Annotated in this window: 10 protein-coding genes; 5 read left to right on the forward strand and 5 right to left on the reverse strand. The window is 52.4% G+C overall.

Annotated elements, in window-relative coordinates:
- Positions 1-406 (forward strand): hypothetical protein (locus CS562_RS32980; RefSeq protein WP_218966741.1); only part of this gene is annotated, 406 nt, incomplete at its 5' end.
- 83 nt (positions 407-489) lie between these two features.
- On the opposite strand, the gene CS562_RS16370 is transcribed toward CS562_RS32980, so the two are convergent.
- From CS562_RS16370 to CS562_RS16385, 4 genes are read right to left on the reverse strand one after another with little or no spacing between them, the layout of a single operon-like run.
- Positions 490-1161: a class I SAM-dependent methyltransferase gene (locus tag CS562_RS16370; protein ID WP_076287412.1), complete on the reverse strand. Its 672-nt coding sequence runs from the start codon at positions 1159-1161 to the stop codon at positions 490-492.
- On the reverse strand, positions 1158-2591 hold the full coding sequence (locus CS562_RS16375; protein ID WP_099857253.1) for a glycosyltransferase family 4 protein: 1434 nt from the start codon (positions 2589-2591) through the stop codon (positions 1158-1160). Before CS562_RS16375 ends, CS562_RS16370 begins: the two co-directional genes overlap by 4 nt.
- Before the next feature lies 1 nt (position 2592).
- On the reverse strand, positions 2593-3504 hold the full coding sequence (locus CS562_RS16380) for a glycosyltransferase (protein ID WP_099857255.1): 912 nt from the start codon (positions 3502-3504) through the stop codon (positions 2593-2595).
- On the reverse strand, positions 3504-4802 hold the full coding sequence (locus CS562_RS16385) for a hypothetical protein (RefSeq protein WP_099857258.1): 1299 nt from the start codon (positions 4800-4802) through the stop codon (positions 3504-3506). The genes CS562_RS16380 and CS562_RS16385 overlap by 1 nt, the downstream gene beginning before the upstream one ends.
- A gap of 428 nt (positions 4803-5230) precedes the next feature.
- On the opposite strand from CS562_RS16385, the gene CS562_RS16390 reads away from it, so the two are divergent.
- From CS562_RS16390 to cydC, 4 genes are read left to right on the forward strand one after another with little or no spacing between them, the layout of a single operon-like run.
- On the forward strand, positions 5231-6646 hold the full coding sequence (locus CS562_RS16390; RefSeq protein WP_099857260.1) for a cytochrome ubiquinol oxidase subunit I: 1416 nt from the start codon (positions 5231-5233) through the stop codon (positions 6644-6646).
- The gene (gene cydB / locus CS562_RS16395) at positions 6630-7646 is read left to right on the forward strand and encodes a cytochrome d ubiquinol oxidase subunit II (RefSeq protein WP_099857679.1); all 1017 of its coding nucleotides are present in this window, start codon (positions 6630-6632) and stop codon (positions 7644-7646) included. The genes CS562_RS16390 and cydB overlap by 17 nt, the downstream gene beginning before the upstream one ends.
- Before the next feature lies 1 nt (position 7647).
- A complete protein-coding gene (gene cydD, locus CS562_RS16400; protein WP_099857262.1) occupies positions 7648-9522 on the forward strand; it encodes a thiol reductant ABC exporter subunit CydD in 1875 nt (624 codons plus the stop codon).
- A 1-nt stretch (position 9523) separates the two neighbouring features.
- Positions 9524-11473, forward strand: a complete 1950-nt coding sequence (gene cydC / locus CS562_RS16405) for a thiol reductant ABC exporter subunit CydC (protein WP_099857263.1) — start codon at positions 9524-9526, stop codon at positions 11471-11473.
- Positions 11474-11660: 187 nt separating this feature from the next.
- Here the strand turns inward: cydC and CS562_RS16410 are convergent, their stop codons facing one another.
- The gene (locus tag CS562_RS16410) at positions 11661-12620 is read right to left on the reverse strand and encodes an MraY family glycosyltransferase (RefSeq protein WP_099857265.1); all 960 of its coding nucleotides are present in this window, start codon (positions 12618-12620) and stop codon (positions 11661-11663) included.
- Between the last annotated feature and the right edge of the window lie 58 nt (positions 12621-12678).

Here is a 12678-nt window from a genome sequence, read left to right on the forward strand (position 1 = left end):
CTGGGCCGCATGGCTGCGCCTGCTGCAGGCCCTGCCGCCCGGCCAGGCGCCGGCGCTGCTCGCGGCGCTTCCGCCTGCGGCCCGCTGCGGCCTGCTGCGCGCGCCCGCGAGCGTGCGTGAAGGGCTGCTTGCGCTGTTCGGCACGCCGCATGGCGCGCAGCAGCCCTTCACGCACGAAGTGCCCGCCATGTTACTGGCGGGCACGCTCGCTTTGCTCGCCGGGCGGCAGCGCACGGCGCGTGATTGGGCCGAATGGGCCCAAGTCACTGCACGGCAACCTGCCGCCTCCGGCAGCCCGGCGACAATTCCACCGGGCCTGCACACCCTGCTGCGCCTGACATCACCCGGCGCAGCCTCCACCGAAGCATACGTCAACCAGTGCAGCATGCTGCTGGTTCATCTCTAATGACTTCGGTATCCAAAAGGTTTAAGGATTTGGAGTTAATCTCAATCTATGCCCTCATCAGTGATCCCATTTATCCATCCCAATTACTCCTTACGAATAACAGCACGAAAACAACGGATTGCCGGGCCATACATGTCAGACCAGATGGCATCCTCCGGTTCTTTCACGCTCAGCTTACCTTCGATCGTCAGTCCAGTGACAGCCATAATGGTCTCCAGCAGATCAGGGCGCATCTCGGGTACATCAAACGTGGCTATCAACCGTCCGTCCGGCTTCAGCACCCTGGCGAATTCGCGAAAGGCGCGCAGCATCGTGCCTGTATCCAGATGCTCCAACACGGAGATGCAGAATACGCTGTCAAACATCTCCGGTGCATACGGAAGCTGAGCCAGATTGGCCTGCGCAAGATGCAGTCGGTCCAGGCTCAATTCCGGCAGGTCGCGTGCGGCCTGTTCACCAAAATCAGAAGCGATATCCAGCCGGATCGCTTCTCTGGACAAAATACGCTCATCCCAATCACAGGCATGAACTTCCCGGCAGTGCTCTGCCAGCCAAAATTTGAATGGATGGGATATACCACAGGCGGCGTCGAGTACGACGTCTTCTTGACGTGCAAACTGGCGTGCCCATTCGTACTCGTACGGACGGCTCCACCACGCAGGATGCAGTGGAAAAACCAATGTATCCGTTTTGGGGTCGCCCTCCCGAATGTATCTTGATTCCGTGAAATCCGTTGCATTTGGCGTATCCATCATCCCCGAATTCCCTCCTTTAATCCTGCTTCTGCCAGAAAAGATTCCAATACCGTACTCCATCTGCGCCGCCAGTGGGAGATGTCGTAGGATAGCGCCGTCTCGCGGGCATAGATACCCAGACGCTCCCGCTCGGCCCGGTCTTGAACGAGACGCACCAGCGCGGCGATCAGCGCTTCTTCCCCTGGAGGTACCAGCAGTCCGTTGAAGCCATCCTGAATCAGATCATTCAATCCGCCAACATTGGAAGCAACAACCGGAAGCCCACAACTCATCGCCTCCAGACAAGCGTAGGATGTTCCTTCCGAGAAGACTGTCGGGATCACCGCGATATCTGCCTGATGGTAGGCCTCGCGAATATCCCTAAAATCATACGTGCGCTGTATAATTCGATCCGCATGGGGGTGCATGCGATGCCAATATCGGAAGGATCGACCCACCGTACTGCCTTCAACCAGCTCTCCCGCAAATTCGACCTCCAGATCGGGAAAGGCACCGAGCAGTCGGTCTGCAGCCAGCATCATCGGAATGATTCCCCGTTCCATGCTGATGCGGCGTGGATATAAAATGCGCAGAGGACGTGAGGGGTTCACATTAGTTGCAGCCGGTGTGTCGTCGCCTTGATCCTTCAAATGTTCATCCATCAGCTCATTTGGCTGCCGACCAGTGTGGCCCTGTCGGATATCCCTCGAGTCCAGTTCTTCAGCGATTACTGTCACCTCGGATCTGTCCGCCCGCACTATGCCGTTTCCAACGTTTCTTTCCCCCACGGATGACGCAGCATTCAACCCCGAGATGGCAGCTTCAGCATGCTCTTCATGGCCTGCAAGATCTTTCTTCCATGCCGCCAGCCATTCTTCTTCCTGTTCAGGCTCAAACGTACGCCTTGGCGGAGCAGGTGTGAAGTAGGAGGTATCCACCGCATTGGGAATGAGCACGACCTGACTGGCATCCGCAAACGTACAAGCAGCACGGCAAAAGGTCTGAAAATGGGAATCGACCGACACGATGCGTACAAGTCCATCCAGTGCCAGCTGAATATGCTCAGCAACTTGCTGCTTGGTTTCGAGCGGCAGCGCGGGACGATCCCAGTTAATGCCATGGCAGATACCGAGGCTGCCCGGCTTGTAGGCAATGGGCTGCCACAGGCAGCTTGCATAGATCACAGGCCCTCGCGCTGCGGCAGCCATTCGGGCAAAAGCTTCGGGCACATCATTCATATCGTAGGCATACCCATATACATCGATCTGTTCCGTGCGGGTATGAAAAGCTTCAAAATAGGACAACTGATGAACCTCGGGGATATGTCCCAATCCGCGGATTACACTGCACAAATCAAGAACGTAACGCTCCAGACCGCCCCCGAACACCCGGCTGAATTCCCGGTTATATCCATCGGTGAAGCTGTGTGTCAATATGCTGACCACGCCCATCTCACTGCTCCTCCTTCCACGGAATCAGTCGGGGCTCCGGATCAAGAATTGATTCATAGTGTTCCAGGCTGCCCCACTCGCCGTGTGGATCAATTCGTTTATAACGCAAATATTTTCGAACCCGATCCTCCAAACTTCCTGCCCAGCCAAGATGCTGGACTTTCAATTCTGTGCTGATTCCGGGCAGTACAGTGCAGGGTAAGGGAAGGCGAGGCACATGATGATTTTGCTGAGGATAAAAGTAAGGATAACCCGGCATATATCGAACCAGAGAAGCGGTATGCCGTCGGTGAAGTCCCCAAAGCTCATCTTCCCGATAGTGAGTTCGTCCGCCCCACATATCGTAGAAGCGGAAAGCGATCCAGTCCGCATGGTCCTGGTTAATCAGAGCGCGTATCGCTTTCTTCGCTTCCGTGCTGTATAGCTCATCGGCATCAACCGAGAGCAACCAATCCGGCGAGGTACCTGCTGCTGCTTGCCATAGTGCATTGCGTAATCGCCATTCCTCCGCAAATAACGGCTTTTCCAGCACTTCCAGACGAACGACCTTGGGATAGGCTCTGCATATATCGGGTGTTCCATCTGTGCTGGCATCGTCCACAATGACGATCTCATCCACAAATTCACTTAAATCGTCCAGCACTTCCTCCAGATATCGCCCTCGCTCGTTACGTACCTGAAGCATGGCGGTCAGTTTATTGCCCTGACTTTTACGAACCCGACGAACGGAAAACGGCTCTCTGAATAGGTCTGTATCCTGGTGTTTTGCAGCATGCTGCTGATCCCCTTGCCCCTCTGTTTCAACATGCAGCGATTCCAGCGTTTCCGTAGGAGTATGAGTTGTTTCGGATCGTATATCCTTATGCACCATCGGTCCATTCACATGTTGTCTACGCTTCTTTGGGTCCAGCATCATGGCACCTCCCCCAGCAATTGCTGGACGGCTTGATCCAACAAATCCATCTCGACGATTCGTGCAAGTGCATCTTCATCCTCCAGTGCCGTCTCCAGAAATTGTCTCACCGCCCCGTGACGTTCTCCGCGCAAAGCCAGAGCTAGACCCGATAATTGCCGATAATCCTGTCGGCTGGGGCTATCCTGAATATCCACTGCATGCACCAAATCTAATGCATCTTCCACACGTCCAGTCTCCTGATAGATACGAAATTTCCAATGCCGTGCCGTTTCGCCTCCGAGTTCATCCAAAATGTGCAATGCGTTTCCATAATCATCATTCAGACGCAGCAGTTCTGCCCGGACAAGCTGTTCCTCTCCGGCCTCCAGCCAGCGACAGAGTTGTTCATAATGGTGCCGTTCCTGCTCGTTGCCTGCGCTGATTCCATACACCTGCAACGCATTCTCGATTTCCCCGGCCCTTGCATGAATGGCGGAGAGGAATCGATAGTGGGAGCTTACACAATCATTGCGCCCGTTTAATACCGCGTGGGAGAAGGCCTCCTTGAGTGAAGCAGCCGCTCTGGAATCCTCTAGCACATATTCATAGGCTGCCAGCAAAAAGGAAATCGTCTCATGCGCTCCAGCTTTGGACCGAAGCTGACGATAGAAGTCGGCCCGCACACTACATTGCAGCTGGGTGACCGTATCCTGAACACCCGAGAGGGTCTGTCGCAGCGCATGCAGGAATAGCAGTTCATAGTCCCGGAGAGGGACCTCGAGGTCATCCTTTTGCATGACACCAGCAGGAGAGGTATCCTCTCCATTCAGCCAGATGGCGCGTACACCCTGGAATACCAGCTTCATGTAGCGTGTTTCTGAAGTGGTGCCCACCAGATCGGCGATACCGACCAGTCTTGAAATACAGCTCTCCCATAAGGGGGACTCGGCTTCTTCACCAACCGGCTCGGGAAGAAGTACAATACAGAGCTCCGGATGGAGCGAGGCTGTGGCGGTAAGCCAGTAGGGATGAGCAACCACAGCAACCGTACGGGGCTCCTGCAGCAATTGTTCTGCTTCGGGAAGCGTGATGACGGTGATATTCGCAGGCATTTCCTCGGAGCGCTCCAGACTGCTGACATAGTAGACAGGCCCTTCCGCAACCATCAGAGCAGCGATGTCTGGATAGGGAAAAGCAGACCATCCTCCCTTCCGGGGGAAAAGAATATAACGAAAGGCAGACAGGTCCGTACTTGGCTCTTCTGCATCTACCCCTTGATGAGGCTCCGGGTCCGGGATCGGAGACAGCTCTTCCATCGATGAATCACCTCACTTGATTTACATTTTGTCCGTTCACGGATTGAAGCATCACCACCTGATAAACATCAGATTGGCGCTGCTTTGAATGATATCAATGAATCCAATAATTCAATATGTAATGCCCATTTTGCCCAGCGTATTTTATGCCTGACACTAACATATGGGCGTTCCGTCCCAAACATGAGCATCTTCCGTGAATAGACGAAGCTGGCAAGCTCAAAGATTAGGTTTATTTTTTTCTATTGTGTGACCATCGTCACTTTTTTTTGCTGTCATGGCAGGGTTTGTGATAATTGTCACATGTATAAAATAGTCTATCTGGCACAATACGTTCATCAATACGTGTTTGGCTGACAGAAACGGAAGAAGGGGCTTCAATGTCAAATACGAAAACTGCGATATGAACAGAAAGAAGGGGTAACGGTATGGATCCGATCATGTTATCGCGTATCCAATATGCGCTCACAACGATTTTCCATTTCTTTTTTGTACCGCTGTCCATCGGTCTTGTGCTGCTGGTAGCCATTATGGAGACGTTGTACGTAGTGAAGGGTAAGGAAGTTTACAAAACGATGGCCAAATTCTGGGGCAAGCTGTTCCTGATTAACTTCGCCGTTGGTGTAGTCACAGGCATTCTGCAAGAATTCCAGTTCGGCATGAACTGGTCGGAGTACTCCCGTTTTGTCGGGGATGTATTTGGTGCGCCACTGGCTGTAGAAGCCTTATTGGCGTTTTTTATGGAGTCTACCTTTATTGGACTCTGGATTTTCGGATGGGATCGTTTGTCCAAAAAAGTGCACCTAGCTTGTATCTGGCTGGTATTTGTCGGCACATTCCTGTCTGCGCTCTGGATTCTGGCAGCCAATTCATTCATGCAGCATCCGGTTGGCTTTGAGATTAATAATGGCCGCGCCGAGATGAATGACTTCTTTGCACTGATTACGAATGGTCAACTGCTGGTAGAGTTCCCGCACACGATTTTTGGTGCCCTGATGACAGGTGCATTCGTCGTAACCGGGATTAGTGCCTACAAGTTAATGAAGAAGCAGGATGTGGAAATATTCCGCAAATCGTTCAACATTGCCATCATTATTGGCCTGGTTTCCTCACTGGGGGTTGCCTTCTCGGGTCACTTCCAGGCGCAATATCTAGTGGAGACGCAGCCAATGAAAATGGCAGCCAGTGAAGGAACATGGACGACGACGGAAGACCCTGCACCATGGACCGTGGTAGCCTTTATCGACCCGAACAAACAGGAGAATTCCGGCGAAATCAAAATCCCTGGATTGCTCAGTTATCTGTCCTATAGCAAGTTCTCTGGCAGTGTCAAAGGCATGAAGGAATTGCAGGCGGAGTATGAGCAGACGTATGGTCCAGGAGACTACATTCCTCCGGTACGGACGACGTTCTGGAGCTTCCGCATCATGATTGCTGCGGGTGGCTTGATGATTCTGCTTGCTTTATACGGTACCTATCTGGCGATGCGCCGCAAGTTGGAGGGGGCAGGAAAATGGTTTATGCGCTTGATGGTGTTTGCCATTTCCCTTCCGTTTATCGCCAATACGTCGGGTTGGATTATGACTGAGGTGGGAAGGCAGCCGTGGACAGTATTTGGTTATATGACAACCGCAGCCGGGGTATCTCCGAACGTAAGCGCAGGCCAGATTTTGTTCTCCACCATTGCTTTTACAGCAGCGTATACGGTTCTCGGCATTGTGATGGTCTACCTGTTCGTTCGTGAAATCAAGGCAGGGCCATATGCAGTCGAAAAGCCGGAGGAGCATGATGAATCGGCCGATCCGTTCGGCGTGGATGGGGGTTATTCTGTTGTCACTAAGTGAGTTGTGGTTTTTGCTGATTGCCGTCTTGTTTGTTGGTTTTTTCTTTCTGGAAGGTTTTGATTTTGGTGTGGGCATGTCTACTGCAATGATTGGAAAAACGGATCGTGAACGTCGTACCCTGATCAACTCGATCGGTCCGTTCTGGGATGGCAATGAAGTATGGCTGATTACGGCAGGGGGTGCAATGTTTGCAGCCTTCCCGCACTGGTATGCCACGCTGTTTAGCGGGTTTTATCTACCGCTGGTCGTCGTGCTGCTGGCCTTGATCGGACGCGGAGTTGCCTTTGAATTCCGCAGCAAAATGAGACATGAACGCTGGCGCAAAACATGGGACATCATCATTGTAGTCTCCAGTGCGTTACTACCATTCTTGTTCGGCGTTGTTTTCGCTACCTTGATGAAAGGCCTGCCTATTGATGCGCAGATGCAGCTTCGTCCCAGCTTCCTGGACATCGTCAATCCGTATACGGTGGTAGGTGGGTTGAGCGTAACGTTGTTGTGTCTGGTGCATGGTCTGCTGTTTGCTTCCTTGCGGACCGTCGGAGATCTTAGAGAACGTGCCCTGAATATGGCCAAAAAACTGATGCTGCCGCTGGCCGCGATCCTCGCGATCTACGCTGTGATGACATACTTCATGACCGATGTGTTTGCCGTACGCGGCTGGGCTCTCTGGATTATGGTTGTCCTCGGCGCTGCTTCATTGGGGCTGGCCGCTTACTTTGTGCGTCAGAAACGTGAAGCCTGGGCCTTCGGTATGACGGGAGCCGTGATTGCAATCGCGTTTGCCTCTGTATTTATCGGTCTGTTCCCAAGGGTCATGGTGAGTTCAATGGGTTCGGCGTTTGACCTGACAGTCTATAATGCTTCATCCGGTGCATATTCGCTGAAAGTGATGACGATTGTGGCTTGTACGCTGCTTCCGTTTGTACTCGGCTATCAGATCTGGAGTTATTACATTTTCCGCAAACGTCTGAACGATCAGCATCACCTGGAGTACTGATATGGGACGGGGGCTGCTGAAGCTGCCGGGCATCCGGCCAGTACTGGCGCTGGCCTCAGCGCTAGTACTGTTACAGGCGATGACGATTATCATGCAGGCGAAATGGCTGGCACAGGCGATTACGGCATTGTTTCAAGGTTCACCCGTAACGGAGCAGTACCCGGTACTGCTGTTGTTCCTGGCCGCTTTTGCCGCCCGCTATGCCCTGTCATTCTGGTTGCAGCTCATCGCTTCGCGGTACGCGGAGAAGACAGGAAACGATCTGCGTAGACAGATGGTGCAGCAGTGGTTCCGGCTGGGGCCGCGTTTTGCCAAAACGGAAGGAACAGGGCACCTAGTAACCTTGGCACGCGAAGGAACAGCCCAGTATAAGACGTATCTTGAACTGTTTATTCCCCGAATGCTGGGGATGGGGTTCACGCCAATCGTTATTCTGTTCTATGTCTTCAAGCTGGATATGATGTCCGGGGTTATTTTGACACTGACGCTGCCGATCCTGATTGTGTTTATGATTTTGGTGGGGTTGGCTGCACAACGCAAGATCGATGGACAGTTCAAGTCGTACAAAGCGCTGGCCAACCATTTTGTAGATACGCTCCGTGGGCTGGAAACACTCAAAACACTGGGACAAAGCGGTAAGCATGGGGAAACGATCATTCGGGTCAGTCAACGTTATCGCAAGGCTACGATGTCTACGCTGCGTATGGCTTTTCTGTCCTCCTTCGCACTTGATTTCTTCACCATGCTGTCGGTGGCTTCGGTAGCGGTTGAATTGGGGCTGCGCCTGACGGAAGGACATATGCTGCTTGGACCAGCGCTGACCGTACTCATTCTCGCACCGGAATACTTCCTGCCTGTACGAATGGTAGGCGCAGATTACCACGCTACACTGGACGGCAAAGAGGCCGGGGAAGCGATCAGCCAGATGATTGAACGAGGGAAAATGGCCGAACGTAAGCAAAAGGAAGCATACACAAGTGCTGTTCTGCATGGTGTGTCAGAAAAGAACGGAGAATCCTCTTCTTGTGAGCTTTCTTCTGGCCTAAGCGGTGTGGCTCCATCCACCATACGGGTGGTTTTACGTGAGGTGGATGCCCGAAGTGGCGTGGCTGCTTTCTCATCCAAACCCTCTTGGGAGGCGACAAGCAGACTGGCGCTCACTAACGTACAGGTACGGCATCAGGAAGACGGGCCATGTTCGCTGAATGATGTGACGTTTCAGGTTTCTGGTCTTGGTAAAGTAGGGATTATCGGAGCGAGCGGAGCAGGGAAATCAACCCTCATTGATGTGCTGGCAGGTTTCCAGCAGCTTACTTCAGGTCAGATCTTATATAACGGCCAGCCCCTATCTCCAGAGATGATGGAAGATTGGAGAAAACAAACGGCGGCGATTCCGCAACATCCAACTATTTTCAGTGGCAGCTTGGCGGATAATGTTCGGTTCTATATGCCTGAAGCTTCGGATGCGGAGGTGGCTGACGCCATTCACACAGCAGGTCTGCATAAGCTTGCCTCCTCCTTGGCGAATGGGTTGCAGGAACCGATTGGGGCTGGGGGAAGGCAGCTCAGCGGCGGGCAGGAACAGCGGGTGGCCTTGGCGAGAGCTCTGCTTAGTGCGCGCCCGATCCTACTGCTGGATGAGCCGACTGCGCATCTGGATGTGGAGACCGAGTATGAACTGAAACAGACCATGTTACCGCTGTTTGAGGGTAAGCTGGTGTTTCTGGCAACACATCGACTGCATTGGATGCCGCATATGGATCGCATTATCGTGATGGATGGCGGCACGGTTGCAGAGACAGGAACACATGAGGAATTATTGGCCCGACAAGGCGTATATTACCAGATGATTCAGGCCCAGATGGAGGCGGTGTAAGATGAAAGCCGGTTATGAGCTGACAGAAACAGCTCGGAGCGGGGGCAAAAAGAATAGCTGGATCACTCCGTACGTGGCACAGTACCGCTGGAGACTCTTTGCAGTCATTGCGCTGGGGATATGTGCTACATTGTGTGCTGTGCTGCTGCTCTTCACCTCCGGGTTTCTGATCTCCAAGTCAGCGCTCCGTCCTGAAAATATTTTGATGGTATATGTACCTATCGTGGGTGTTCGTGCATTTGGGATTTTCCGTGCCGTATTCCGGTATGTCGAACGTCTGGCGGGTCATGATGCGGTTTTGCGTATACTCGCGGATCAGCGCGTGAAGCTGTATCGGATTTTGGAGCCGCAGGCACTGTTCCTGCGCTCTCGTATGCAGACGGGAGACGTACTTGCTGCTCTTGCAGAGGATGTAGAACGACTGCAGGATATTTACCTGCGTACAGTATTTCCGGCGGTTACGGCGCTCATGATGTACGGTGGAGCTGTTGTGGCCTTTGGCAGCGTTGATCTGGGTTTTGTAATGTGGATGGGGTTGTATATGCTGTTTCTGGTTGCCGTGCTGCCAGCCATTTCCCTCCGAGTGACTTGGAAGTTGCGAGTGCGGCTGAAGCGGGAAAACGCCAAGTTGTACACTCGTCTGACCGATGGTGTGCTTGGCCTCGGAGATTGGATAGCAAGTGGACGAGCTGAAGAATTTGTGCGTCGGCAGGAAGAGACTGAAGGCCAGGCAGATATGATTCGCCTCCGCTTGCGGCAATGGACGCGCTGGCGTGATCTGGTTGCCCAATGTGTGATCGGACTAATGGTAGTATCCGTGACCTTATGGGCGGGAAGTGCGGCTTCTGCTGGACAGCTGCCTGCGGTTATGATTGCTGCATTTGTGCTGGTGTTGTTTCCACTTACGGAAGCACTGCTGCCCGTAGGAGATGCGGTGGAGCATATCCCGCAGTATCGTGAATCGCTGGAACGCTTGCAGCACTTGGAAGGTGAAGAGCATAAGCCAGAACAGTGTGGAACCGAAGGGGCGAATGCAGCAGCCGGAGCCAAAGCGGATATGACTTTAGGTGTATCAGGTAGTAACCTGGTAGCTGGAGAGCAGCTGGATTCCCTGAATCGCACGGAAAGAGCTTCGGATCGACGCATCCGCTTACGCATTCCGCCCAGGCTACGAGCTGACATTCAGATCGATCAGGTGAGTTATCGTTATACGCCAGATGCTCCTTGTGCGGTGCAGGAGGTATCCCTTCATCTACCTCAGGGTAAACGTTTGGCTATTCTCGGTCGCAGTGGCGGTGGGAAATCAACCCTTCTGAAGCTCATTCAGGGAGCATTGCTCCCATCCGTCGGGAACGTATTCATCAATGATCTTCCGGTACAAACGGTGGGCGAAAATATAACGGATGTCATTGCGGTGCTGAACCAAAGTCCACATCTATTTGATACAACGGTAGCCAACAATCTGCGAATCGGCCGTCCGCATGCAACAGACGAAGAAATCCAGCGAGTGGCTGCGCAAGTAGGTTTATCCGATCTCATTGAATCTTTGCCACAGGGTTATCATACCCCGATGCTGGAGACAGGTCTTCGTTTTTCCGGTGGAGAAAGGCAGCGAATTGCCTTGGCCCGGGTACTGCTTCGCGAAACGCCTGTCGTTATTTTCGATGAACCAACGGTAGGTCTGGATGCTGTGACGGAACGAGCGCTTATGCGAACCGTTCTGGACAGCATGCAGGGCAAAACGATGATCTGGGTTACCCATCACCTGATGGGAGCAGAACGGATGGACGAACTTATTTTTATGGAAAATGGACAGATCACCATGCAGGGTTCTCACGAACAATTGCTAGCCCGGGAAGAGCGTTATCGCCGTCTCGTTGAACTTGATCGACCGGGTTGGGCAGATGGGCAGCAACCTGCGGTCCCGCTACCACCTGTAGCCTCAAGATAAGAGCGAATATAAGGTGCAGGTGCAGGCAGGGTATGGGGCGTTTGCAGAGGCTTGTGCACGACATTGTAGCTGTTACCCTCTTAAATGTTAGTTCAATTCATCAGCGACATAGCAAAGAGACGAGCCACAGGATCAGTGGGCTCGTCTCTTTTTTTTACACCTTTTGTTGAAACGTTTGTTACTAATATTACATCTCCACCAGCATCAAAATAATGGACGAGAGGCAAAGGCAGGTACTGATAAGATACAGGACGCCAACCACCTGATTGTGATTCAGACCTGCACGCAGCAAGCGATAGTGAGCTTGACTTGCATCTGCTTGATAGATGGCTTTGCCTTGAATGAAACGTTTGATGACCACAAAAATGTTGTCGAAGATCGGCACGCCGAGTGCCAGAATCGGGATGAAGATGGACAACATGGTCGCTTGTTTGAATGCACCGTCCAGGGCGATTACCGCCAGGATAAAGCCGAGAAACGTAGCCCCTGCATCTCCCATAAACACTTTGGCTGGAGCTTTGTTATATTTCAGATAACCAAGGGTTACACCCACCAGCGTAATGGCCATGAGGGCAGAATCGGTTTGGCCTTTGGTTATTGCAACGATAAACAGTGTAATGGCTGAGATGGCGGACAAACCACCTGCCAGTCCGTCCATGCCATCCGTGAAGTTAATGACTGTCGTTACACCGAAGATCCACAGGATCGTCAAAATGAATTGCAGCCAGATCGGAAGCATAATGTATTCGGAGTTGAAGGGATTCACAAATCCTGTGAACGCAATGCCGGAAGCAAAAACGAGTACTGCCGCCGAGACTTGAATGATCATTTTAGGCAGGGCAGGGAAGTCTTTGCCTTTCGTTTTGTACCAGTCATCGACTGTACCAATCGTTAATAGAAGCATTCCGCCGGCGACCAGGGCCGCCGTTTCCCAAGAAATTTCTTTCGTAAGAACAATGTATGTCAGGAAGAATCCAGTAAATATCGCGTAACTCGCCGTCAGTGGAATGGGCTGCCTGTGCAGCTTACGCTCCACATCTTCTCGGGGCTTGTCCACAAAATCGAGCCGATGTGCCAGTCGACCAAGCGGCGGAATAAGCAGAACCACGACAGCAAAAGACAGCATAAAAGCCGGTATGTATACCATAAATTCGCTTGATTCACTCCTATCTACCAATTTCCCCCTATTATACGAGCTAAACAGG

Origin of the sequence: Paenibacillus sp. LK1 (genome assembly GCF_002750415.1) — a bacterium.
Taxonomy (GTDB): domain Bacteria; phylum Bacillota; class Bacilli; order Paenibacillales; family Paenibacillaceae; genus Paenibacillus; species Paenibacillus taichungensis.